At 62.0% G+C, this 23,789-nt stretch carries 19 protein-coding genes; 9 read left to right on the top strand and 10 right to left on the bottom strand.

Features of this window, described 5'->3' with window-relative positions:
• Positions 1 to 22: 22 nt before the first annotated feature.
• From QNH97_RS02540 to QNH97_RS02500, 9 genes are all read right to left on the bottom strand, one after another.
• Positions 23 to 1,891, bottom strand: a complete 1,869-nt coding sequence (locus tag QNH97_RS02540; RefSeq protein ID WP_283555462.1) for a c-type cytochrome — start codon at positions 1,889 to 1,891, stop codon at positions 23 to 25.
• A gap of 154 nt (positions 1,892 to 2,045) precedes the next feature.
• Positions 2,046 to 5,498 carry a GMC oxidoreductase gene (locus QNH97_RS02535; RefSeq protein ID WP_283555461.1) on the bottom strand — a complete coding sequence of 1,151 codons (3,453 nt, stop codon included), beginning with the start codon at positions 5,496 to 5,498 and terminating at the stop codon, positions 2,046 to 2,048.
• Positions 5,499 to 6,611: 1,113 nt separating this feature from the next.
• Entirely contained in the window at positions 6,612 to 7,178 is a 567-nt protein-coding gene (locus QNH97_RS02530) for a GNAT family N-acetyltransferase (protein ID WP_283555460.1), read from the bottom strand.
• A 318-nt stretch (positions 7,179 to 7,496) separates the two neighbouring features.
• Complete coding sequence (gene etfB, locus QNH97_RS02525; protein WP_283555459.1) at positions 7,497 to 8,267, bottom strand: electron transfer flavoprotein subunit beta; 771 nt, start codon at positions 8,265 to 8,267, stop codon at positions 7,497 to 7,499.
• A gap of 15 nt (positions 8,268 to 8,282) precedes the next feature.
• Positions 8,283 to 9,503, bottom strand: a complete 1,221-nt coding sequence (gene etfA / locus QNH97_RS02520) for an electron transfer flavoprotein subunit alpha (protein WP_283555458.1) — start codon at positions 9,501 to 9,503, stop codon at positions 8,283 to 8,285.
• On the bottom strand, positions 9,503 to 11,452 hold the full coding sequence (gene dgcB, locus QNH97_RS02515) for a dimethylglycine demethylation protein DgcB (RefSeq protein ID WP_283555457.1): 1,950 nt from the start codon (positions 11,450 to 11,452) through the stop codon (positions 9,503 to 9,505). The genes etfA and dgcB overlap by 1 nt, the downstream gene beginning before the upstream one ends.
• A gap of 208 nt (positions 11,453 to 11,660) precedes the next feature.
• Complete coding sequence (dgcA, locus tag QNH97_RS02510; RefSeq protein WP_283555456.1) at positions 11,661 to 13,721, bottom strand: dimethylglycine demethylation protein DgcA; 2,061 nt, start codon at positions 13,719 to 13,721, stop codon at positions 11,661 to 11,663.
• Positions 13,722 to 13,736: 15 nt separating this feature from the next.
• Positions 13,737 to 14,267, bottom strand: coding sequence for a DUF5943 domain-containing protein (locus tag QNH97_RS02505; RefSeq protein WP_025215877.1), 531 nt, complete (start codon positions 14,265 to 14,267; stop codon positions 13,737 to 13,739).
• Positions 14,268 to 14,347: 80 nt separating this feature from the next.
• A complete protein-coding gene (locus tag QNH97_RS02500; protein WP_014340593.1) occupies positions 14,348 to 15,325 on the bottom strand; it encodes a dipeptidase in 978 nt (325 codons plus the stop codon).
• Between the two features lie 235 nt (positions 15,326 to 15,560).
• On the opposite strand from QNH97_RS02500, the gene QNH97_RS02495 reads away from it, so the two are divergent.
• The 3 genes from QNH97_RS02495 (at position 15,561) to QNH97_RS02485 (ending at position 16,840) form a co-directional block, all read left to right on the top strand.
• Positions 15,561 to 15,962 (top strand): lysozyme inhibitor LprI family protein, encoded by a 402-nt coding sequence (locus QNH97_RS02495; protein ID WP_283555455.1) that lies wholly within the window; start codon positions 15,561 to 15,563, stop codon positions 15,960 to 15,962.
• Positions 15,963 to 16,067: 105 nt separating this feature from the next.
• The gene (locus QNH97_RS02490; RefSeq protein ID WP_283555454.1) at positions 16,068 to 16,391 is read left to right on the top strand and encodes a helix-turn-helix domain-containing protein; all 324 of its coding nucleotides are present in this window, start codon (positions 16,068 to 16,070) and stop codon (positions 16,389 to 16,391) included.
• A 32-nt stretch (positions 16,392 to 16,423) separates the two neighbouring features.
• Positions 16,424 to 16,840 carry a DUF3010 family protein gene (locus QNH97_RS02485; RefSeq protein WP_283555453.1) on the top strand — a complete coding sequence of 139 codons (417 nt, stop codon included), beginning with the start codon at positions 16,424 to 16,426 and terminating at the stop codon, positions 16,838 to 16,840.
• Positions 16,841 to 17,050: 210 nt separating this feature from the next.
• Here the strand turns inward: QNH97_RS02485 and QNH97_RS02480 are convergent, their stop codons facing one another.
• On the bottom strand, positions 17,051 to 18,010 hold the full coding sequence (locus QNH97_RS02480) for a GlxA family transcriptional regulator (protein WP_283555452.1): 960 nt from the start codon (positions 18,008 to 18,010) through the stop codon (positions 17,051 to 17,053).
• Between the two features lie 192 nt (positions 18,011 to 18,202).
• On the opposite strand from QNH97_RS02480, the gene QNH97_RS02475 reads away from it, so the two are divergent.
• From QNH97_RS02475 to QNH97_RS02450, 6 genes are all read left to right on the top strand, one after another.
• Positions 18,203 to 19,147: a choline ABC transporter substrate-binding protein gene (locus tag QNH97_RS02475; protein WP_283555451.1), complete on the top strand. Its 945-nt coding sequence runs from the start codon at positions 18,203 to 18,205 to the stop codon at positions 19,145 to 19,147.
• 71 nt (positions 19,148 to 19,218) lie between these two features.
• Entirely contained in the window at positions 19,219 to 20,106 is an 888-nt protein-coding gene (cdhC, locus tag QNH97_RS02470) for a 3-dehydrocarnitine:acetyl-CoA trimethylamine transferase CdhC (protein ID WP_283555450.1), read from the top strand.
• 142 nt (positions 20,107 to 20,248) lie between these two features.
• Positions 20,249 to 21,214 (top strand): L-carnitine dehydrogenase, encoded by a 966-nt coding sequence (locus QNH97_RS02465; RefSeq protein ID WP_283555449.1) that lies wholly within the window; start codon positions 20,249 to 20,251, stop codon positions 21,212 to 21,214.
• A gap of 180 nt (positions 21,215 to 21,394) precedes the next feature.
• On the top strand, positions 21,395 to 21,871 hold the full coding sequence (locus QNH97_RS02460; RefSeq protein WP_283555448.1) for a thioesterase family protein: 477 nt from the start codon (positions 21,395 to 21,397) through the stop codon (positions 21,869 to 21,871).
• A 20-nt stretch (positions 21,872 to 21,891) separates the two neighbouring features.
• Positions 21,892 to 23,055: a gamma-butyrobetaine dioxygenase gene (locus tag QNH97_RS02455; RefSeq protein WP_283555447.1), complete on the top strand. Its 1,164-nt coding sequence runs from the start codon at positions 21,892 to 21,894 to the stop codon at positions 23,053 to 23,055.
• A 377-nt stretch (positions 23,056 to 23,432) separates the two neighbouring features.
• Positions 23,433 to 23,696 carry a hypothetical protein gene (locus QNH97_RS02450; protein WP_283555446.1) on the top strand — a complete coding sequence of 88 codons (264 nt, stop codon included), beginning with the start codon at positions 23,433 to 23,435 and terminating at the stop codon, positions 23,694 to 23,696.
• The last annotated feature ends 93 nt before the right edge of the window (positions 23,697 to 23,789 follow it).

Raw genomic sequence — 23,789 nt, 5'->3', positions numbered from 1 at the left:
CGCTCCTTCGCAGTGCCCTGGGCTACAGGGTTTTCATGAATTCGATCAAGGCCCGTTTATCGACGTCCGACAGCTGCGTGCCATACAGGTGACCGCTGTTGTGGTTGCCTTCCAGGCGGGTGTCGTATTTGAAATCCGCCGACGCCTTCATTTGCGCGCCGCGGGTGATGAAGCCGACCTTCTCCTGGTCGTAGATGTCGGAACCGGTGTAGAACACTTGCGGCCGTTGCTCCGGTGGTTGCAGCAAATCCCACAGGGTCGGCACCGAGCCGTTGTGCAGGTACGGCGCCCGCAGCCAGACGCCGTCGGTGGGCGTGTTGCTGTAGCTCTGGGTCTTGCGGTAGGCGCCGAAGTCGAACGGAGGTTTCTTGAAGCCGTGGAACGCTGTCACCAGTCCTGTGGTGAAGGAGTTCAGACGATGGGAATCGGTGCCCAACTGGTCGATGTTGGTGGTGACCTGGCCCGTGTCGGTGCGGCCGAAGTCGTGGCAACTGGCGCAGTTTTTCTCCCAGATCGGTTTGCCCTGGGCGACTTTCGCCTGATCCAGGGCGAACGGCCAGGCCGGTGCCTTGTGGCCCAGCAACCAATTGGTCACCCGGTTGAAACTCGGCGGCAGCACCGATTGCGGCGTCGCCCCCACGGCCATGGCGGCGGCGTAATTGCGCTCGTGGATCTGGTTGTTATTGCCGTCCCAATGCAGATACATCGACTCACGAGGTTTCTGGTTCCAGACCTGGGGCAAGTCCACGGTGCCGATGGTGGAGTCATCCGGGAAACCGAACACCACCATTTTGGTCGGGTTGAAGGTGTCGGTCCGCCCGGGCCCCTGGGCTGGACGCAGTTTCTGCCAGGCGTAGGCCTGCTTCTGCTTGAGCAGCGCACTCTTGGCCATCGGAATGATCAAGTAGCGGTTGTACAGCTTCTCGAAAAAGCCCAGTTGGAACTTGCCGTTGATCGCCGCCATGACCGCATCCGGGGTGAATTTCGGGTCACTGGCGCATTCGTAGGCGAACCACTGGAAGGCTTGCAGTTGCAGGGTATTGGCCGGCGCGGTGGCGACTGGAACCGCGACGTCACTGGCATTGGCCCGGTAAGAGCCGGTGTGGCACAGGGCGCAGTTGGGCTCCACGGTGGGGTAACCGAGCTGCCGCTTGGCCATGCCGATGGGCAAGTCGTTGCCATTTTCATAGAGGAACCCGAACACCTCGTAGCCGCCCGGCTTGGGCAGTTTTTCCGGGCACATCTGCGGCAGCACGGCGAACAGGTAATACGGGATGCGCGCTTCGATGCCCAGGCCGATGGCGGCGTATTTGTAATGGTCCTCATCGGAGGCAAAGTCCGGCTGTGGCACTTCGCGGATCATCTGGTACCAGGTCTGGTAGCCGATGAAGCCCAGCAGCAGCACAACCACCAGCGCACCAACCTTGAAGCCGTGGCTTTGCCAGCGCCGCGCCCAGCCGGCGCGCCACTCCTGCCAACCGGCGCAGAGCAGGGCCAGCGGACGATTGGCCACCGGGCAGCCCAAGTACAGCAGCACGCCCAGAATCAGGAACATGCTCAAGTCGCCCAACAACATCGGCACGAATAGCGAGCCCTGGTTATTGGTGTTGATCAAGTAGATCCAGAACACCACCGCCACCAGCCGCGACAGCACGCACAACCACGAGTGCACCACGAAACGCGGCGCATTGAACCCCGAGGGCATGTAGAACAGGCTGATCCCCACCAGCAACATGCCGCTGTTCTCCAGCCAGGGATCGGACAACACGGGGGGCAGGCCGAGCATGGACGTCAGCAACGCCGGCGCAAACAGCGCTGGAATCGCGAAGACCATGTTCATGACAATTCCCACCCAGATGATGCGTTGGAACCAGCGGATGTAAGTGTTCATGGCATCCATTTCCTTATTCTTGAACCGGAGCAATGCTTTTGTGGCGAGGGAGCTTGCTCCCGCTGGGTCGCGCAGCGGCCCCCAGATCTCAGGAGCGACGACTGCTTCGCAGCCGAGCGGGAGCAAGCTCCCTCGCCACGGGTCAGTTGTCCTCCTAACCGAGGGCCGTCTTCTCCAGGTGTTCAAGAATGATCGGATACACATCCACCACCGCATCCTTGCCGAACATGCAATCGATGTGGCCGTAACCCGGTACTTCGTGGCGGCTGAACAATTGCGGGCCGTGCATATCGCACAGTCGTTCATAGGTCTTGAGGGTGCTCTGCGGCAGGTAGCACTGGTTGTCGGCGCCGCTGATGAAGCAGATCGGCAACTTCAGCCGATCGAAATGCGGCATGTAGACGTCGTTGCCCTTGAAGTCCACCAGATGCCCCTTGCGCACGATCAGCGCCAGGTGCTCGAAGGTGTGCATGTTCGACTCGCCGAACAACTCGTGCAGGTTGTCGTGCAGGGTTTCGTTGAGGGTGTCGTGGCGGTACAGCGACGCATACATGAACGTGATGCGGTGGCAGACCGGGTTGGTGCAGTAGCCCTGGGCCTCGATCCGGGCATAGCCGTTGAGGGCCTTGTCGTAGAGTTTGTTGAACCAGGTTTCCTTGGTGTCGGCGTAGGCGGTAAGCGACTTGATGCCAATGGCATCGAGCATCCCCGGCAGGTGCAGGCCGGCCTTCAAACCCGTCGCAGTGGCCACCACCGCATCGGCGGCAATCTGCGAGCAGACCACCGAGCGCACCCCTTGCAACCCCGCCAGCATCGACATGAAGAAAGTCGTCGCGCCGTAGCAATGCACCACGCACTGCACGTCGCGGGCCAGGGTCGCCTGCTGGATCTGCTCGATGGCCGCTTTGAAATCGTATTGGGCGACCTGGTCGCCATTCCATTCGTTCTTGCTGGCCGGCAGCAGGATGCTCACCCGCAAGTCCAGCAACCAGACGTCGTACTCGTGCTTGCACAGGTACTCCAGCAAGTTGGTGTGGATGGTGTCAGTGGAGAAGATGTTCGAGCCCACGCCCAAGCCATGCACCAACATCACCGGGCCTTTGCTGCCGGCCTGGTAACGGGTCAGGCGCAGCTCGACGTTGTCTTCGGTCGGGAAGAAATGCACGGTTGGCGCCGGTGCATCCAGCGGTCGTTTGAGCCGGGGCGGTGCGTCCGGGTTGAAGTAGATATCGCCGGCGAAGACCCCGCCATAGCTCTCCCACAAGATGCCGGCGAAGAACTTGCCGAACCGCGCCAGCGCCTCCACGCGTTCACGCTCGTTGCGGGCGTTGAGCACTTTCATGGTGGTCATCTGCTTGGCGAAGTCGGCCGGCAGGATGTGCATCACCCCCGAGCCGATCACCTCGCCGGTCTTGTCCGGCCCGCGATACAGCGTGACATACAGCGTGCTGGTGTCATGCCAGATGTTCAGCACGCCATCGTCCTCGGGCACGGTCTTGAAGGCGCTGAAGTAGTAATCGTTGCCGTCTTCGGCGCTCAGCTTCATGTCGTAGTTCATGTGCCGCACGCCGACCTGCTCCTGGTATTGCTCGAACAGGTTGAACACCCCATTGCTGGCAACCAGTGGTTTGGGCGAGAGCAGCGGCGCGTCCAGGGTACCCACCAGGGTCGCGGCGTGTTCCGGTTCCTTGATCAACCGATTGAGGTCAGCGGCGGTGATGGTCAGGGTGAACTCGATGGACGAATTATCGGCCTTGCCGCGCTTGGCCGCCGCTTCGTACAGCGTCAGATCCGTGCCCTGGGCCTGGGTGAAGGCCGTGGAAAAGAAGCCCTTCATGGTTTCGGTGAACTGCACGCCAAGGGTCGGCGGCGCCACCGGTTTGCGGGGGGCCGAGGGCAGCGTGTAGTCGATGATCCAACCCCGGTCCGCCGCCAGCAGGCCCATGTTGCGCTCGCTCACTGCCGAGATGGTCAACAGCGGGTTGACCGCCAGGGACGTCGGGATCACCGCACCGTCGGTCACGTAGAGACCCGGGTAGACATCCGTGCCGTTGGCGCCACTGAACACCTGGCCCTTGTGGTTGACCACGCCTTGCGTCGCGTCTTCACCCATCACGCAGCCGCCCAAGGGGTGGACCGAAACAATGCTGTGCTTGAGCAGCTTGGTCCAGATCGGGTTCTCGACCCAGATCCCACCTAGCGCCTTGGTGCTCTGGTGCAGGCGCTCATTGCCGAGGGTGACGTTTTCCTGTTCGCCAACGCCGGGCCAATCGATGCGCAACTGGTCCTTGTTGTCGAGCACCATGCGGCCTTTGCCGTTGTCGTGACTCATGATCAGGTAGGTCTGCATGTTATGCAGCGCGCCGTAATACGGGCCGCGCAGGAAGCTCTCGGCTTCCCGGCCCTTGTATTTCAGGCTGGCCCCGAAGCCCGTGTCGGTGGGCACCCCGATCATCTCGGCGAACGCGGCCATGCTCGGCACCATGGGCCGGCCGAGGGCGCCGGGGATCGAGCCCTCCTCGATAACCATGCGGCTGCGCCAGTCGCCCTCGGTGCGCATGTCGATGATCGAGGTGATGCACGGCCCAACCGGCTCCAGCTCCTTGGCCGAATGGGCGCCAAAGCCAATGCCGTTGATGGTCTGGTCGCAGTTGTGACCGAACCCGAGGATGTCGCCGTTGCCGCTCATGTGCTCGCCCAACTGGGCGGACATCGACAGGCCTTTGTCCCGGGAACGCAACAGGATCTCGGTGGAACCCAGGGTCCCGGCGGACACCACCACGATGTCGGCGCGCACGAACAAGGTCGGTGCCGAGAACATCTCGCGACCGCTGTCCAGGTACTGGAAGTGCACGATCCAGCCATTGCCGTCGCGCTCCAGGTGCCTGACCTCGGCCTGGCAGAAAATCTCCGCACCGTGATTCCAGGCATCCGGCAGGTAATTCATCAGCGTGGTGTTCTTCGCCTTGTTGTTACACCCCGAGACGCAATCGCCACAACCGTTGCACGGCAATTGCTCGACGCCGACATGGTTGAGGTTGTTGGGCAGTTTGTCGAAGGTCACATTGATGGGCGGCTTGTAGAAATGCGCGTCCTGCTTGAGGTAACTCGCCGATTTGCGGTTGGCATCGAGTTTGGGCAGCTTTGGCGACGAATCCGGGTAGGGATTGGGCTTGAGCATCTCCCGGGCCCGCGCATAGCCCTCCTTGAGCAGCGTGTCGCGGTGTTCACGCACCGCCAGCGGCCAGCGCGGATCATCGAACACACCGGGCTCCGGCTCCAGGGAAACGTTGGCATTGATCAACGACGTGCCGCCCAGGCCGCAACCGACCACCACGTTCTGCTGGGCGTTGACGTGCAAGTCGAACAGCCCGGTGCGCGAACCGATGTGGCCGTCCGGGTCGTGCACCTGCAGTTCCTCGGTGGCGGCGAGCATGGTGTTCGGGTATTCGCCGGGCTGGATCTCTCGGCCACGTTCTAGCAGGCACACTTTGCGTCCGGCCCGGGACAGGCGCGAAGCAGCAATGCCTCCGCCGTAGCCCGAACCGATGACAATCACGTCGTAATGCTCCTGGATGTCACTGATGGGGGTCGAGATCCGTGTCATGTTCAAGTCCTCTCAAGGCAAATGGGGCAACTCTGCGGTTGCCTGCAAATCAGGCGCACGAACGCCTGGCCACTCTCCCGTAGGGGTTTGAGCGGCAGTCAGCGGTGTTACGGGAAACGCGGGGACCTACTGGGGCGCTATAGCCGCGCACGCTGGTTGACGGCGCGGCGGCGGGAGCGTTTGGGCAACGAGGTAGGACACGTCGGGATGCACGTCACAGGGGAAAACAAATATGTGCGGGGGGGCTGGCTATCCATCATGCGTTCTCCCTGAACCTGATGTGGATAAAAATCGCGGTGTGTCCTTGTGCCCTGAGTGAAGACAGGCGACAGACCCCCGTCAAGGGAGTTCCTTAGAACTGTATGAAATTTGACCTATTGCGTTTTCGACTATACCCGCCGTGCCTTGTAGCCTTTCGCCAACAAGTTATCCACATGGCCACCCACAGCAAATGGGGACAAGTGCGTTGCGCACTGAATCTTTCTGACGATAAAGCGAAGAAAAACCGTGACTTATGAACAATGACGGTTTCTGCGCCATATAGGTCAATTATTGATCAACGGCTCGAAAGCCTTGCCCAGCCTGGCGTGTGGAGGAGAGCGAACACCTTATCCACAGAAGCGCCAACAGTGTTTGGGGGTAAAGTTGACGAATCTGTGGAAAACCGCTCCAACGCTCTGTAAATCACGGTTCCAAAGGGGTTTACTGGAAAAAAATGGCGATTTGATCATTTATTGATCAAACCCATGGAAGCCCCGCTTCGTATGGCTTGTAGAGGATAGCGAACATCTTATCCACAGAAGCGCCAACAGAGATTGGGGGCAAGTATTGTGATTCACCTCAGCTTACTCATACACAAAACCCAGGAAAAACCGTAAGTTAGCCTGGTTGTTTTTTGAGCGCTGCCTTGGAGAGCCCGATTGGCATGGTGTACCGCGAGGGGCAAACAGGTTATCCACAGAGGCGCGCACAGGGATTGTGGGTAAACACATGCCCTGTGGGAGCGAGCTTGCTCGCGATAGCGGTGCGTCAGTCAACATCGATGCCACTGATCTACCGCTATCGCGAGCAAGCTCGCTCCCACAGGGTTTCAGGTGAAGCCGCCGTGACGGTTCAAGGCCGATGCATGAGATACGCCTCCCCCGTCACCCGAATCATCGGATGGGGGACCACCTGACAGGTCTTGACGATGCCAAAGCCATGACGTTCGTAAAAGCGCCGGGCGCCGGTGTTCGCGGCATAGTCGATCAAGCTCAGGCCCTTGAGCTGCAACTGAGCGGCACGCTGCTGGGCCCGCTCGAGAAAGCGCACGCCCAGCCCCTTGTTACGCCAACCTTCATGGAGGGCCAGGCTCGAGATATAGAGGGTGTCGGGGATTTCCATGTCAGCGTATGGCGCCAGGACCGGGTCTGTCACAGGGGCCGCCTGTGGATCATGACGCGTCACATAAGCGTGCATCATGCCAATGATCTGGCCGTTGGCCTGGGCGACAAGGCAGTTCTGGTAGGAAAAATCGACATCTTCCCGGGCATAACGCGCGGCGCCCACGTCTAGGAGATCCTGGCCTGGCTCCGCCAGCTGGCTCCAGATGTAATCCGATGCGCCTTCTGAGGAGATCCGGAACAAACGAGCGATCTCGCGTGTATCCGTGGGCAAGGCCGGACGAATTGCTACTTCCATTGAGGGGACTCCATTGGCGATGAAACGACCTTTTTTACCCACAGGCTTGGGACGCGGCAACCCGCCAGGCCAGCGGCTTTATGGCCGGATGTTGCAGCAGGTCAGACGGGGGTTTTGAGTGCAGGCCTGAACAGCCTGGTGTGCGGCAGGGGCCAAACAGGTTATCCACAGAGGCGCGCACAGGGATTGTGGGTAAACACAAGCCCCCTGTAGCAGCGAGCTTGCTCGCGATGGCGGCGTGTCAGCAACATCGACGCTACTGATCCACCGCTATCGCGAGCAAGCTCGCTCCCACAGGGGATTTAGGTGTGCCTGGGTTTAGCGAACAACCCCTTCCTCGATCAACAACTTGAGAATCGCCTCGGCCCCGGCCTCCGGGCTCACGCCCTTGAGCACCTGCCCGCCTCCGCCGCTGGCTTTGGCCGTGGCGGCTTTCATGCGGTCGGCACCGCTCTTGGCCTTGATCACTTTCAAGCGTTTGGGCCGTGGCTTGGCCGGTTGCAGGGTCGCCACCGCCAGCAAGGTGTCGTCGATGACCTCCACCTCTTCAGCGTGCAAAGCCCCGCGCCGGGCCGGCCCGAAAGCGCTTTGCCGTGGCTTGGGCGCGGCGTTATCCACAGTGGCCAAAAACGGCAGGCGTACTTTCAGGCGACGCCGTTGGCCGCGGGGCAAGGCTTGCAGTACCAAGGCCACGCCGTTGTCGATGGACTCGACCTGAGCCAGCCCCACCACCAGCGGCCAGCCGAGGTTTTCCGCCAGCAGGAACGGGAGCATTCCCGAACCTTCACCGGTTTCCGCCTGGCTGCCGGTAAGCACCACTTGGGCGCCGACGTCGCGCAGGTAATCGGTCAAGGCCGGAAGAGCGTCGGCGCCGATGGGGTTTTCCAGCACGTGCAGTTCATCCAGGCCCATGCCCAAATAAGCGCGCAGGGCCGGTTCGGCCACGTCACCTGCGTGCAACACCTGCAGGTCGGTGCCGGCCAATTGCAGGCCCAGCTCCACGGCGCGGGCGTCCTGCTCGGCGCGCCGAGGCCGACCCGAGGTCGGGTGGGCACCGATGGACACCAGGCTGATCACTTGAGTCGTCATGCTTGAATCCTTAGCTTAAGCCGCATCGCGCTTGGCTTCGTTGCGGTAGGCTTCTACCGCCGCGATCAAGGCCTGGAGAATCGCCGCACTGTCACCGATCACCGACAGGTCTGCCCGTTTGATCATGTCGCAGCCCGGGTCGAGGTTGATCGCCACCACCTTGTCGCAGGCACCGATGCCTTGCAGGTGCTGGATCGCCCCGGAAATCCCCACGGCCACGTAGACCCGCGCCGTGACCCAGGTGCCGGACGCGCCGACCTGGCGGTCGCGCGCCATGAAACCATCGTCCACCGCCACCCGCGAAGCGCCCTCGGTGGCGCCCAGGGCCGCAGCGGTCTGGTGGAACAGCGCCCAGTCCTTGACCCCGTTGCCGCCGGAGAAAATGAATTCGGCTTCGGCCATCGGGATCGCCCCCGGGTCCACCGCCACCGCGCCGAGGTCTTCGATACGCGACAAGCTGCGCGCCACGCTTGTGGATAACTCCACCGGCAAGGCTTCGTGTCGGGTTTCACTGACCGGCTCGGCGCATTCGGCCGCCGCCAGGATCAAGCGTGCCAAAGGCCTTGCCAGGTCTTGCAGCCCTGCACCGGCGCGGCCAATGCATTCCTCGCCCTTGACCTGCCAGACTCGCGTCGCTGGACGTTCGCCCAGGGCCGCCGCGAAACGCCGGCCCAGTTCACCGCCACCGGTACGGCTGTCGGGCAGCAACCAATGGCGGGGGTTGAATTGGTTATCCACAGCCCGCAGGCCCTGGACCCGTTGTTCCGGTGCATAACCGCTGAAGGCCTCACCTTCCAATACCAGCAAGCGGTCGACACCGGCCGTGGCGAAGGCGTTTTCCTTGTGCTCGCCGAATACCACCGCCAGCACCGCGCCGTCCGTACCTGCAAGCTGATGGGCCAGGCCCAGTAGATCGCGGTCGTGGCTGCTTAAGCGGCCACCGACCATGTCCGGCACCACACTGATGTAGAACGCCGGTTGCGGCACCTGATGCAGCGGCAATTGCACTTCAACGGCGGCGGTGCGCTTGCTCGCGCCACCCTGCTGGGCACCGCTGCGGTCGATACGCTTGATACCGTTGGGGCCGATGAAACCGACGCCGTGGACATTCTTGCGGATCACGCCGTTGGGCCCCATCCAGCTGTGCTGGACCGGTTGCATGGCCGCGTGCAGCGGGTGCAGGCGGTTACGGGCGATCCACTCGGCGCGAGGGTCGCGGCGGATGATGTCGCTCATTAGTGCACCTCCGCAGGTTCACGTTTGGCCGGGGCCACTGGTTTACTTGCCGCCGCGTCTTCGAGCAGCGCGTCGGCCACCAGTTCGGCGATGTCCTTGATCATCGGCCGCGGCTCGACCACGCCCTCGAGCATCGCGGTGCATTGTGGACAACCCACGGCCACCAGTTCGGCACCGGTTTCGCGAATGTCTTCCATGCGCATGTCGGGAATGCGCTGCTTGCCCGGGATGTCGGTGATCGGCGCGCCGCCACCACCGCCGCAGCAACGGGAGCGGAAACCGGAACGCTGCATCTCCTTGACCTCGATGCCCAGCGCACGCAGCACTTGGCGCGGTGCCTCGTATTCACCGTTGTAACGACCCAGGTAGCACGGGTCGTGATACGTCACGCTGTCGCCCTTGTGCTGGCCGAGGTTCAGGGCGCCGGCGTCGATGACTTCCGCCAGGTAGGTGCTGTGGTGCTGCACCAGGTAGTTACCATCGAAGGCGCCGTATTCGTTTTTCAGCACGTGGAAGCTGTGGGGGTCGCAGGTAACGATGCGGTTGAAACTGTATTTGGCCAGGGTCTGGATATTGCGCTTGGCCAACAGCTGGAACGTCGCTTCGTCGCCCAGGCGCCGGGCCACGTCGCCGCTGTCGCGCTCTTCGAGACCGAGCACGGCAAAGTCAACTTTCGCGGCCTTGAGTACTTTGACGAAGGCGCGCAGGGTGCGCTGGTTGCGCATGTCAAAGGCACCGTCGCCGACCCAGAACAGCACGTCGGTGGATTTCTTCTCGCTGAGCAGGTTCAGGTTCAAATCCGCCGCCCAGTTCATCCGCCCACCCGGGGCAAAGCCGCCTGGGTTGTCGGTGGCGATGAGGTTTTCCAGGACCTCGGCACCTTTGTTTGGCGTGGCGCCTTTTTCCAGGGTCAGGTGACGACGCATGTCGACGATGGCATCGACGTGCTCGATCATCATCGGGCACTCCTCGACGCAGGCCCGGCAAGTGGTGCAGGACCACAGCGTCTCGGCGTCCACCAGGCCATTGACGATTGGCTGATGAGGATTGCCGCCGTGTTCGCCCACGGGTTTGCCGGGGTATGGGCTACCGGCGAACTTCGCATCGGTGCCGCCGGCCAGGCCGACGACCATGTCCTGGATAAGTTTTTTCGGGTTCAGCGGTTGGCCGGCGGCAAAGGCCGGGCAGGCCGCTTCGCACTTGCCGCACTGCACGCAGGCGTCGAAGCCAAGCAGCTGGTTCCAGGTGAAATCCTTGGGTTTTTCAACGCCCAGCGGTGCCGCCGGGTCGTTCAGGTCCAACGGCTTGAGCCCGGTGGAGCGACCGCCGCCGAAGCGCTCGGCACGACGGTGCCAAGCCAGGTGCAGGGCGCCGGCGAAGGCGTGCTTCATCGGCCCGCCCCAGGTCATGCCGAAGAACATCTCCGACACGCCCCAAAGCACGCCCAGGCCCAGCAATGCCACCAGCACCCAACCGCCAAAGTCCGCTGGCAAGATCCCGGCCACCGGCAAGGTCACCAGGAAGAAGCTGATGGAAAACGCAAACAGGCTCTTGGGCAGGCGCATCCACGGGCCCTTGGACAGCCGTGACGGTGGATTGCGGCGGCGCAAGGCAATGAAAATCGCACCGCTGAACATCAGCAACGTGGCGAACAGCAACGCGTAGCCCAGAATGCGATTCTGCAGGCCGAAGCCGTGCACCAGGATCGCCAGCACCGCCGCCAGCACAAAGCCACCCGCCGTGGCGACGTGGGTGTTGGCGATGTATTTGTCCCGCGCCACCACATGGTGCAAGTCCACCATGTAGCGCTTGGGCATGGCAAAGAGGCCGCCGATCAGGTCGACCTTGGACGGCCGCCCCCGGCGCCACATATTCACCCGCCGCAAGGCGCCAAGGACCGCGAGGCCCAAAGCGGCGAACAGCAGGATGGGGAGAAGGGTGTTCAACATAGGTGTTGCTCCCAAAGACGCAGGGTCATGTGCGCGCCAACGAGAGCGACGCACCTACTTGTGGCGAGGGAGCTTGCTCCCGCTGGAGCGCGAAGCGCTCCCAAAACAGCTCCAGGTGTAAACCTGATGCTCCTCGACTGATGTTTCGGGGCTGCTTCGCAGCCCAGCGGGAGCAAGCTCCCTCGCCACAGGTAATGGTGGTAATCCGTTAGAAATCCTTGCACAGCCGCAGGGCGTCGTAGATGGCGGCGTGGGTATTACGCTGGGCCACACAGTCACCGATGCGGAACAGCAGGTAGCCATCGCCACTCTGCTCCAGGCACGGCTGAGGCTTGATCGCGAACAGGGCTTCGACGTCGATCTGGCCCTTGTTGCGCGAACCTTCCTTGAGCGCGTAGTAGATTTCTTCATCTGGCCGCACGCCGTTTTCCACCACCACCTGGTCCACCACGCGTTCTTCCTTGGCCCCGGTGTATTCGTTCTCCAGCACCGCCACCAGCTTGTCGCCTTCGCGGTAGACCTTCTCCAGCATCATGTCCCCGGTCATGATCACTTCCTTGGGGTACATGCTGCGGTAGTAGGTGGGGAACGAAGTCCCGCCGATGGCGACGCCCGGCTTGATATCGTCGGTGACGATCTCGACCTGGCTGCCCTTGTCAGCGAGGAAGTCAGCCACCGACATACCGGTGAACTCGCAAATGGTGTCGTAGACCAGCACGTTCTTGCCTGGCGCGACCTTGCCGTCGAGCACGTCCCAGCTGCTGACCACCAGCCCTTCGGCGGCGCCCCAGTGCTCGTTCTGCTCCAGGAACGGATGCCCGCCGACGGCCAGCACCACCACATCCGGACGCAAGTCCATGATGGTCGCCGCATCCGCCGCCACGCCCAGGCGCAGGTCGACTTTCAGCCGCGCCAGTTCCAGCTGGAACCAGCGGGTGATACCGGCGATCTGGTCCCGTTGCGGGGCTTTCGAGGCCGTGGTGATCTGCCCGCCGATGAATTCTTTCTTCTCGAACAGGGTCACCTCGTGGCCACGTTCGGCGGCGACGCGCGCCGCTTCCATCCCGGCCGGGCCGGCACCGACGACCACCACCTTGCGTTTCTGCCCGGTGGACTTCTCGATGATGTGCGGCACGCCCATGTATTCACGGGACGTCGCGGCGTTCTGGATGCACAGCACGTCCAGGCCCTGGTACTGGCGGTCGATGCAGTAGTTGGCGCCGACGCACTGCTTGATCTGGTCGATCTGGCCCATCTTGATCTTGGCGATCAAGTGCGGGTCGGCGATGTGGGCGCGGGTCATGCCGACCATGTCGACGTAACCGCCCTCCAGGATCCGCGTGGCCTGGTTCGGGTCCTTGATGTTCTGCGCGTGCAGCACCGGGACCTTGACCACTTCCTTGATACCGGCGGCCAGGTGCAGGAACGGCTCCGGTGGATAACTCATGTTCGGGATGACGTTGGCCAGGGTGTTGTGGGTGTCGCAACCCGAGCCCACCACGCCGATGAAATCCAGCATGCCGGTGTCGTCGTAGTACTTGGCGATCTGCTTCATGTCCTCGTGGGACAAGCCGTCCGGGTGGAACTCGTCACCGCACAGGCGCATGCCCACGCAGAAGTCGTCGCCCACTTCGGCACGCACAGCCTTCAACACTTCCAGGCCGAACTTCATCCGGCCCTCGAAACTGCCGCCCCACTCGTCGGTACGCTTGTTGACCCGCGGGCTCCAGAACTGGTCGATCATGTGCTGGTGCACGGCGGACAGCTCGACGCCGTCCAGGCCACCGGCCTTGGCGCGCTTGGCGGCGCTGGCGTAGTTGCCGATCACCCGCCAGATTTCCTCCGGCTCGATGGTCTTGCAGGTGGCACGGTGCACCGGCTCACGCACGCCGGACGGCGACATCAGGGTCGGCCAGTTGAAGCCATCCCAGCGCGAGCGACGGCCCATGTGGGTAATCTGGATCATGATCTTGGCGCCATGCTTGTGCATGGCGTCGGCCAGGTTCTGGAAGTGCGGGATGATGCGGTCAGTGGACAGGTTCACCGAGCTCCACCATTCCTGCGGGCTGTCGATGGCAACCACCGACGAGCCCCCACAGATCGCCAGGCCGATGCCGCCCTTGGCCTTCTCTTCGTAATACTTCACGTACCGGTCGGTGGTCATGCCGCCGTCGGTGGCGTAGACCTCAGCGTGAGCGGTGCTGAGCACGCGGTTACGGATGGTCAGTTTGCCGATCTGGATCGGCTGGAACATTGCTTCAAAAGCCATGGCGCGATCCTCGACTTACAACGGCTTGACGATGAACAGGCCGTCGTCGTGGCCTTCTTCGGAACCGCCGTAGACCTGTTCGGCCACGGTGCGGATCGAACTGCCGCGAGCGGCAAGAATCTGGTCCATGGCGCCGGCGAACCAGCCGGTGAACATGTAGTCGACCTTGCGTCCGACCTTGCCATACACGTAGACGAACGCCGAGTGCTCAAGCTTGACGCTGGCGGTGCCTTTGTCGAGGTCGATGTCCTGGATCTTGAACAGGCCCCAGCCGCGCTGCGACAGGCGCTTCATGTAGTGCTCGAACACCGCGACGCCTTCCAGGCCATGGCATTCGGCTTCTTTTTCACACCAGTGCCAGGCGGATTTGTAGCCGGCCTTGTAGAGAATCTCGGCGTAGGCGTCGGCGCCCAGCACTTCTTCGATGCCCATGTGGTTATTGACGAAGAAGTGACGCGGCACGTAGAGCATCGGCAGGGCATCGGAGGTCCAGATACCGGTTTCGCTGTCGACTTCGATAGGCAGTTGGGGGGCGATTTTGGCCATGAAAACTTGACTCCGGAAATGCGTGATATTGCCTGCGGCGCAAAAGGCCGCAGGTAAAGGATTCAGCGGTGCGGCGGCGGTTATTCGCCCCAGACGTCTTTGAGGACGTTGACCCAGTTCTCGCCCATGATCTTGCGCACCACCCGCTCAGGATGGCCACGCTTGAGCAGCGTCTCGGTGAGGTTCGGGAACTCGCCCACGGTACGGATGCCCAGGGGGTTGATGATCTTGCCGAAGCTGGTCAGACGACGGGCGTAGCCCTTGTCGTGGGTCAGCATTTCGAAGAAATCCTGGCCGTGACCCTGGGTGAAGTCGGTGCCGATACCGATAGCGTCTTCACCAACGATGTTCATGGTGTATTCGATGGCTTCGGCGTAGTCGTCGATGGTCGAATCGATGCCCTTGGCCAGGAACGGCGCGAACATGGTCACGCCGACAAAACCGCCATGGTCGGCAATGAACTTCAGCTCTTCATCGGACTTGTTGCGCGGGTGCTCTTTGAGGCCGGACGGCAGGCAGTGGGAATAGCAGACCGGCTTCTTCGATTCGAGGATGACTTCTTCGGAGGTCTTGGAACCGACGTGGGACAGGTCGCACATGATACCGACCCGGTTCATCTCGGCGACGATTTCGCGACCGAAGCCCGACAGGCCACCGTCACGCTCGTAGCAGCCGGTGCCCACCAGGTTCTGGGTGTTGTAGCACATCTGCACCACCCCGACGCCGAGCTGCTTGAAGATCTCGACGTAGCCGAGCTGGTCCTCGAAGGCGTGGGCGTTCTGGAAGCCGAAGATGATGCCGGTTTTGCCTTGCTCCTTGGCGCGACGGATGTCGGCGGTGGTTTTCACCGGGATCACCAGGTCGCTGTTCTCGCGAATCAGTTTCTGGCTGGCTGCGATATTGTTGATGGTGGCCTGGAAACCTTCCCACACCGACACAGTGCAGTTGGCGGCGGTCAGGCCGCCCTTGCGCATGTCTTCGAACAGGTCGCGGTTCCACTTGGCAATGATCAGCCCGTCGATAACGATGCTGTCGGCGTGCAATTCGGCTGGGCTCATCAGGCAGTCCCCTTTTATCAGCGATTCATGCGCCGAATCGTGTGCCGGCGCTTTGGGGCCAGCATATGCCTGAGGGCCGTGGCGACCGGGTGCAAAAACGACAGGGGAATTGCCGAAAGCGTCAATCCGCGACAAAGGGCTATGACGAGCCCACCCTGGCCGTCTGTTCTTTACCCGGCGCTTGCGCCAGAATCCGCCGCATCACTGGCTTTCACCGGACTCGAGCGGCGACGCAATGAAATCAATTTTCCTGGCTTTGGCACTGATCAGCACCGTGGCACACGCAACCGAAGACACCGAACCCAACCCCTGCGACGCCGTGGAAAACGACGTCCAGACTCTGGCCTGCTCGGCCTACGGCAAAACCGCCGCCGAACAACTGCTCAATGAAAACCTGCAGAGCCTATTCGAGCGCCTGCAAACCCGCTACGCCAGCGACAAGGCCCAACTCAACGACATCACCAGCAAGATCAAGGCCGCCCAACAACTCTGGCAAAAACAGCGCGACGCCGACTGCGCCATCGCCGCCTTCCCGGCCAAACCCGGCAGCGAAGCCTACAAAATCGCCGAAAACGACTGCATGGCCCAGGTGAGCGATGATCGGTCGGAGTTTTTGGAGTCGATTGGGCAGGAGTGAAGGGTTAGCCACGGAGCAATATCCAGACACCGTTCACGCGTTGGCCCCGGAAGGAATATAAGTCAGGATTCGCAAATCTTATAAAAGACTTATATCCTTTCCGCGATGAACGTACCTACTGATATTCAGATCATCAACGATGCAGACGGAAACCCGGCATTTGTGGTCATTCCGTACGCACAATACGTTGCACAAAAACTGGAACCCGATCTGATTCCCCATGAAGTGGTCAGCCGTATCGTTGACGGCGCTACGCCTATTCGCGCCTGGCGCGAACACCTGAACCTGACTCAGGATGACGTCGCCAAACGCCTGGGTATTTCCCAACCGGCGTTTGCCCAGCAAGAATCGGTCGCCAAGCCTCGCCGGGCTACCCGCGAGAAAATTGCCACTGCCTTTGGTATCCATGCTGACCAGTTAGAGCTGTAAGCTGCACGCCACCCTTTCGCCAAGAGACGCCCATGAAAACCTGCGGTATCGAAATCAAAGGCAGCGAAGCGATCATCGCCGTTGCCTCGCTGGATCAGCAGGCGTTGACTCACATCGCCCTGAACACCAAGAAAATCGCCCTGGACGACGATGACGAAGCCGCCAACGTCAAGGCGTTTGCCGCCCAGGTGCGGGCCTTCGTGGCTGAGCATGGTATCGAACGCATCGCCATCAAGAAACGCAGCAAGAAAGGCGAGTTCGCCGGCGGACCGACCACGTTCAAGATCGAGGGGGTTTTCCAGTTGCTGGAGGGCTGCGAAGTGACGCTGCTGTCACCGCAGACCCTCAACGCGCAGTACAAGAAGCACGACTTCGCCTTGCCAGCGACGCTGAACAAATATCAGCATGAGGCGTACAAGGCAGCGTGTTCGGCGTTGCTGAAAAAATAAATGCGTCCCCCCTGTGGAATGCGTCCCCCCGTGGCGAGGGAGCTTGCTCCCGCTGGGGCGCGCAGCGGCCCTCGCTGTTGAGCGGCTGCTGCGCAGCCCAGCGGGAGCAAGCTCCCTCGCCACAGGTGTAGGCGGACATCAAGCTTTTATACCCAATTATGGCGACAGGTATAATTTATAGTCGCGGGAATAATTGAGTATAAAAGCCTCTCAAACCAGCTCCCGCCCGTCCCCCTGCCGCCGCCGATCCTCCCGCGGGCAGCGTTCGAACCGTGCCCGGTAGCTGCGGGTGAAGTACGACGGTGATTCGAAACCGCAGGCGATGCTCACTTCCAACACGCTCATGTCGGTCTGGCGCAGCAGTTGCCGGGCCTTTTCCAGGCGCAGGCGCAGGTAGAAGTTGCTCGGAGTGTCGTTCAGGTGCAGGCGGAACAGCCTTTCGAGCTGGCGCCGGGTGACGTTGATGGATTCGGCCAGGGCCAAGGTGCTCAGGGGCGGTTCGCTGTGGGTTTCCATCTCACCGATGACATGCACCAGCTTCTTGTTGCGAATGCCGTAGCGACTGGCGATTTCCATGCGCTGGTGATCTTTGCGCGGGCGGATGCGGCCGAGCACGAATTGCTCGCTGACCTGGATCGCCAGCTCCGCACCGTGGGCCTGGCCGATCAGGTCCAGCATCAGATCAATGGAAGCCGTGCCGCCCGCGCAGGTGATGCGGCGACGGTCGATTTCGAACAGTTCCTGGGTCACGCTGAGCTGTGGATAAGACTCCTTGAACGCTTCGATCGCTTCCCAATGCAGGGTCACGCGATGCCCTTCCAGCAGACCCGCTTCGGCCAGGACCACACTGCCCGTGTCGATGCCGCCCAGGCTCACGCCTTCGTTGTCCAGCCGGTGCAGCCAGCGCTCCAATGCCGGGGTGGCGAACTTCAGCGGTTCGAACCCTGCCACCACCCAAAGGGTCGCGCCCTTCTTCAGCGGCTCCAGCGCGGCATCGGCGTTGACCGACATGCCGTTGCTCGCCAGCACCGCCCCGCCATCGGCACTCAACACATGCCAGCGGTACAGCTCGCCGCGAAAACGATTGGCGACCCGCAACGGCTCGATGGCCGAAATGAAACCGATGGCCGAGAAACCCGGCATCAACAAGAAGTAAAAATCCTGGGACATGAAGCGCACTCGGTTGGCGGGTAGCGTGCTGACCTTGATACGCCAGTTGCAAGACCCGTTCAAGGGCACAGGTCGCTGCAGTGCAAGAGCACGTCGCCGCTGTGCGTTTTGCCCGACCCGGGGCTGAGTAACTTGGCATCACCGGCGCGCAGACGCCGGAACCCATAACAATAAGCTGCCGAGGAACCCGACATGAAACGACTGATCAGCTCTTGCGTTCTTGCACTCAGCGGTACCACTTTACTGAATGGCGCCGCCATGGCAGCCGAACCCGCCGCGTGCCAGAACGTACGCCTGGGCGTGGTCAACTGGACCGACGTCATCGCCACCAGCGCCCTGACCCAGGTGATACTTGATGGTCTCGGCTACAAGACCAAGCAGACCAGCGCCTCACAGCAGATCATCTTCGCCGGCATTCGCGACCAGCGCCTGGACCTGTTCCTGGGCTACTGGAACCCGCTGATGACCCAGACCATCACCCCGTTCGTCGAGGCCAAGCAGGTCAAAGTGTTGGCGGAGCCGAGCCTCAAGGACGCGCGCGCCACCCTGGCCGTGCCAACCTACTTGGCCGACAAGGGCCTGAAGACGTTCGCCGACATCGCCAAATTCGAGAAAGAACTGGGCGGCAAGATCTATGGCATTGAGCCTGGCTCGGGCGCCAATACCCAGATCAAGGCGATGATCGCCAAGAACCAGTTCGGCCTGGGCAAATTCCAACTGGTCGAGTCCAGCGAGGCCGGCATGCTCGCTGCCGTGGACCGCGCCGTGCGGCGCAAGGAAGCCGTGGTGTTCTTTGGCTGGGCGCCGCACCCAATGAACGTCAACGTGCAAATGACCTACCTCACCGGCAGCGAGGACGCCCTCGGCCCGAACGAAGGCATGGCCACCGTGTGGACCGTCACCGCGCCGGACTATGCCCAGCAATGCCCGAACGTCGGGCGCCTGTTGAGCAACCTGACATTCACCGCCGAAGACGAGAGCCGGATGATGCAGCCGCTGCTGGACCACAAGGACCCGCTCGAATCGGCCCGGCAATGGCTCAAGGATCATCCGCAAGACAAGCAGCGCTGGCTCGAAGGGGTGACCACCTTCGACGGCAAGCCGGCCGCCGACAACCTGAAACTGACCAGCAACTGACCCACCGTTATCCATCTGCGCAGCGCCAAAGGGCTGCGCAGTGACTTACCACGCCTGAAGGAATCCGCACCATGAACCACGACGTCATCATCACCTGCGCACTCACCGGTGCTGGCGACACGACCGCCAAGAGCCCTCACGTCCCGGTCACCCCGAAACAGATCGCCGCCGCCGCCATCGAAGCCGCGAAGGCCGGAGCCACGGTGGTTCACTGCCACGTTCGCGACCCCCAGACCGGCAAGTTCAGCCGTGACGTGGCGCTGTACCGCGAAGTGATGGAGCGCATCCGTGAGGCGGACGTCGACATTATCGTCAACCTCACCGCCGGCATGGGCGGCGACTTGGAGATCGGCGCTGGCGAACGGCCGATGGAGTTCGGTCCCAACACCGACCTGGTAGGCCCGCTGACCCGCCTCGCCCACGTTGAAGAGCTGTTACCGGAAATCTGCACCCTGGATTGCGGCACGCTGAACTTCGGTGATGGCGACACCATTTATGTCTCCACCCCCGCGCAACTGCGGGCCGGCGCCAAGCGCATCACCGAGCTGGGGGTCAAGGCCGAGCTGGAAATCTTCGACACCGGCCACCTGTGGTTCGCCAAGCAACTGATCAAGGAAGGCCTGCTGGATAACCCGCTGTTCCAGCTCTGCCTGGGCATCCCATGGGGCGCGCCGGCCGACACCACCACGATGAAAGCCATGGTCGACAACCTGCCGGCAGACGCCGTGTGGGCTGGCTTCGGCATCGGTCGCATGCAAATGCCCATGGCCGCCCAGGCCGTGCTGCTTGGTGGCAACGTGCGGGTCGGGCTGGAGGACAACCTGTGGCTGGACAAAGGCGTGCTCGCCACCAACGGCCAACTGGTGGAACGCGCCGGTGAAATCCTCAGCCGTCTTGGAGCGCGGGTGCTCACACCGGCAGAAGGCCGCAAGAAGATGGGCCTGACCAAACGTAGCTAGCCGAATCGCCACCCTCCCCTGTGGGAGCGAGCTTGCTCGCGATAGCGATATTCCTGCCGCCGAAGATGCGTCGGATATACCGGCGCCATCGCGAGCAAGCTCGCTCCCACAGGGGGTCTTCACTTTATTCAGGGAAATCACCATGAGCTTTATCACCAACATCAAAACCTTCGCCGCCCTGGGCAGCGGCGTGATCGGCAGCGGCTGGGTCAGCCGCGCCCTGGCCCATGGCCTGGACGTCGTAGCCTGGGACCCGGCGCCCGGGGCCGAAGCGGCGTTGCGCAAGCGCGTCGCCAATGCCTGGGGTGCGCTTGAGAAACAGGGCCTGGCGCCCGGGGCCTCGCAGGATCGGCTGCGCTTTGTCGCGACCATCGAAGAGTGCGTGCGCGATGCCGACTTCATCCAGGAAAGCGCCCCCGAACGCCTGGAATTGAAACTCGAGCTGCACGCTCAGATCAGCGCCGCCGCCAAGCCAAACGCACTGATCGGCTCCAGCACTTCGGGGCTGCTACCCAGCGAGTTCTATGAAGGCTCCACCCACCCCGAGCGTTGCGTGGTCGGGCACCCGTTCAACCCGGTTTACCTGTTGCCGTTGGTGGAAGTGGTGGGCGGCAAAAACACTGCGCCCGAAGCGGTGCAGGCCGCCATGCAGGTGTATGAATCCCTCGGCATGCGGCCGCTGCATGTGCGCAAGGAAGTTCCCGGTTTCATCGCCGACCGGCTGCTCGAAGCGCTGTGGCGCGAGGCACTGCACCTGGTCAACGACGGCGTGGCCACCACCGGGGAAATCGACGACGCCATCCGCTTCGGTGCCGGGTTGCGCTGGTCATTCATGGGCACGTTTCTGACCTACACCCTGGCCGGCGGCGACGCCGGGATGCGCCACTTCATGGCCCAGTTCGGCCCGGCACTGCAACTGCCGTGGACCTACCTGCCGGCGCCGGAGCTGACCGAGAAACTGATCGACGATGTGGTGGACGGGACGAGCGAGCAACTGGGCAGCCACAGCATTTCGGCGTTGGAGCGCTATCGTGATGATTGCTTGCTGGCGGTGCTGGAGGCGGTGAAGACCACCAAGGCGAAACATGGGATGGCCTTTAACGAGTAAGCACTCCCCCTTGTGGCGAGGGAGCTTGCTCCCGCTCGGCCGCGAAGCGGTCGTAAAACCAGCGAATGCGACTTGACTGATACACCGCATATGCCGGTTTTGGGACTGCTTCGCAGTCCAGCGGGAGCAAGCTCCCTCGCCACAAATGGGTACACCAGCGACTATTTGTGGAGCTCCACCATGCCCACCCTCACCACCTACCAAACCCGCATCCGCCCCGAATGGGTCGATTACAACGGCCATCTGCGCGATGCCTTCTACCTGCTGATCTTCAGCTACGCCACCGACGCGCTGATGGACCGGCTTGGCATGGACAGCCAGAACCGCGAGGCCAGCGGCCACTCGCTGTTCACCCTCGAACTGCACCTCAATTACCTGCACGAAGTGAAGCTCGACGCTGACGTGGAAGTGCGCACACAGATCATCGGCCACGATGCCAAACGCCTGCACCTCTACCACAGCCTGCACCTGGCCGGCGGCGACAAAGAGCTGGCCGGCAATGAGCAGATGCTCCTGCACGTCGACCTGGCTGGACCGCGCTCGGCACCCTTCACGGAACAGACCCTGGGCACACTCACCGCCCTGCTCGATGAACAGTCCGACCTGCCGCCCCCGGCCTACATCGGTCGGGTCATCGCACTGCCACCTGCCCGATAAGCCTCAAACAGGAGATCGCCATGAACACTGCCGCCGCGTTTGCCGACTTCCGTCGCTATCCTCTGGTCTGCGCGCTGGGCGCCGTAACGTCCTTGGCCGACCGGGTGCAGGTCACCTGGGCCGACGGCCGGGTCAGCCCCTTCCATCATCAGTGGCTGCGAGACAACTGCCCTTGCCCCCAATGCGTCTACACCGTCACCCGCGAACAAGTCCTGGAAATCGTCGATGTGCCTGAAGGCATCGCACCCGGCGCGACCCGCCTCGATAGCGAAGGTTGCCTGTGCGTCGATTGGCAGGACGGTCACCAGAGCCGTTTCGACCCGGGCTGGCTACGGGCCCATGCCTACGATGAGCAGTCCAGGGCCGAACGCCTGGCGAGCAAGCCCAAAAGCCAGTTATGGCAACACGATCTGCAACTGCCGGTGTTCGATTACCAGGCACTGATGGATGACGCCGATGCACTGCTGCAATGGTTGCTGGCGGTGCGCGACCTCGGCCTGACTCAAGTGCAAGGTGTGCCCACCGAACCCGGGTCGTTGAAACAGATTGCCCAGCGCATTTCGTTCATTCGCGAGAGCAACTTCGGCGTGCTGTTCAACGTGCAATCCAAAGCCGACGCCGACAGCAACGCCTACACCGCTTTCAACCTGCCACTGCACAGCGACCTGCCAACCCGGGAGTTGCAACCGGGGCTGCAGTTCTTGCATTGCCTGGTGAATGACGCCGACGGTGGCGAGAGCATTTTTGTCGACGGCTTTGCCATCGCCGAGGCGCTGCGCCAGGAAGATCCCGAAGCCTTTGCCGCCCTGTGCGAAATCCCGGTGGAGTTTCGCAACAAGGACCGTCACAGCGACTACCGTTGCCTGGCGCCCATCATTGCGTTGGATGCCCTGGGACATGTTGCGGAAATCCGCATGGCGAACTTTCTGCGCGGGCCGTTCGACACCACAGTCGAGCAAATGCCCAGGCTTTACCACGCCTACCGACGTTTCATTGCCCTGACACGCGAGCCACAGTTTCGCCTGACGCGGCGACTCGAACCCGGCCAGCTCTGGTGCTTCGACAACCGCCGTACCCTCCATGCCCGCAACGCCTTCGACCCGGCTTCCGGGGCGCGGCATTTCCAGGGGTGTTACGTGGATCGGGATGAGTTGTTGTCGCGGATTCTGGTGTTGCAGAGGTAGACCGCGTCATCGTTCATTGCGAGCAAGCTCGCCCACAGGTTTTGTGAACGACATACAACCACTGTGGGAGCGAGCTTGCTCGCGATAGCGGTCTGTCCGGCAGCCCATCTCCCCCTGCTTCACACAGGCAAAAAAATCCCCGATCAAGCCGTGACAGGACCGGGGCAGGAGCGTTACTGGAGGAGCTGTTGCGCGAGGGTGACCAAACCATCGTGATTCAGCTTGAGGTCAGTGTGCCCAGTCCGGGGCGGCGGGAGTTAGCCGAAAACGACCTGTTCATAGGTATCCGGGCCATTGCGACAGTTTGCCCTTGCCGCCGCTTCGGGTGGCTACCAGAATCGAGGCACGACCCCAATCCCTGAACAAGGAAAAGCGTCATGATGCACGCCGAATTGATCGACCAGGAAGACCTGCTGGGCCAGCTCAAGGCCCTGGGACTCCAGATACCCAGCGGCTCCACGGCCCAGCAGGCCTGCGAGTGCGCCGTGCGGGGCTTGGACCAGGCCCGCGCCAATGAACTGCGCCGGATGGTCAAGGACATGTACACCAGCAGTGCGACCATTCTGCCGGCCGTGCGCCAGGCGATCGATAAGCAATTGTTGCCGGCATTGGCGCAATACCAGCAGAACCACAGCGCCTGACCCTGTGGCGAGGGAGCTTGCTCCCGCTCGGCCGCGAAGCGGTCGTAAAACCAGCGAATGCAATTTGACTGATACACCGCATAGGCCGGTTTT

It is taken from the genome of Pseudomonas sp. G2-4, from assembly GCF_030064125.1.
Taxonomy (GTDB): Bacteria; Pseudomonadota; Gammaproteobacteria; order Pseudomonadales; family Pseudomonadaceae; genus Aquipseudomonas.
The sequence above is the reverse complement of the archived record's forward strand: the minus strand, read 5'-3'. Positions and strand labels throughout refer to the sequence as shown.

Bases quoted from the DNA above. Each gene is read 5' to 3' on its own strand.
- cdhC (WP_283555450.1), top strand. From the start codon at position 19,219: ATGAACCACGACGTCATCATCACCTGCGCACTCACCGGTGCTGGCGAC.
- QNH97_RS02540 (WP_283555462.1), bottom strand. From the start codon at position 1,891: ATGAACACTTACATCCGCTGGTTCCAACGCATCATCTGGGTGGGAATT.
- QNH97_RS02455 (WP_283555447.1), top strand. From the start codon at position 21,892: ATGAACACTGCCGCCGCGTTTGCCGACTTCCGTCGCTATCCTCTGGTC.
- QNH97_RS02480 (WP_283555452.1), bottom strand. From the start codon at position 18,010: ATGTCCCAGGATTTTTACTTCTTGTTGATGCCGGGTTTCTCGGCCATC.
- dgcA (WP_283555456.1), bottom strand. From the start codon at position 13,721: ATGGCTTTTGAAGCAATGTTCCAGCCGATCCAGATCGGCAAACTGACC.
- QNH97_RS02490 (WP_283555454.1), top strand. From the start codon at position 16,068: ATGAACGTACCTACTGATATTCAGATCATCAACGATGCAGACGGAAAC.
- QNH97_RS02495 (WP_283555455.1), top strand. From the start codon at position 15,561: ATGAAATCAATTTTCCTGGCTTTGGCACTGATCAGCACCGTGGCACAC.
- QNH97_RS02535 (WP_283555461.1), bottom strand. From the start codon at position 5,498: ATGACACGGATCTCGACCCCCATCAGTGACATCCAGGAGCATTACGAC.
- QNH97_RS02505 (WP_025215877.1), bottom strand. From the start codon at position 14,267: ATGGCCAAAATCGCCCCCCAACTGCCTATCGAAGTCGACAGCGAAACC.
- QNH97_RS02530 (WP_283555460.1), bottom strand. From the start codon at position 7,178: ATGGAAGTAGCAATTCGTCCGGCCTTGCCCACGGATACACGCGAGATC.
- etfB (WP_283555459.1), bottom strand. From the start codon at position 8,267: ATGACGACTCAAGTGATCAGCCTGGTGTCCATCGGTGCCCACCCGACC.
- etfA (WP_283555458.1), bottom strand. From the start codon at position 9,503: ATGAGCGACATCATCCGCCGCGACCCTCGCGCCGAGTGGATCGCCCGT.
- QNH97_RS02465 (WP_283555449.1), top strand. From the start codon at position 20,249: ATGAGCTTTATCACCAACATCAAAACCTTCGCCGCCCTGGGCAGCGGC.
- QNH97_RS02500 (WP_014340593.1), bottom strand. From the start codon at position 15,325: ATGAGCCCAGCCGAATTGCACGCCGACAGCATCGTTATCGACGGGCTG.
- QNH97_RS02460 (WP_283555448.1), top strand. From the start codon at position 21,395: ATGCCCACCCTCACCACCTACCAAACCCGCATCCGCCCCGAATGGGTC.
- QNH97_RS02450 (WP_283555446.1), top strand. From the start codon at position 23,433: ATGATGCACGCCGAATTGATCGACCAGGAAGACCTGCTGGGCCAGCTC.
- dgcB (WP_283555457.1), bottom strand. From the start codon at position 11,452: ATGTTGAACACCCTTCTCCCCATCCTGCTGTTCGCCGCTTTGGGCCTC.
- QNH97_RS02475 (WP_283555451.1), top strand. From the start codon at position 18,203: ATGAAACGACTGATCAGCTCTTGCGTTCTTGCACTCAGCGGTACCACT.
- QNH97_RS02485 (WP_283555453.1), top strand. From the start codon at position 16,424: ATGAAAACCTGCGGTATCGAAATCAAAGGCAGCGAAGCGATCATCGCC.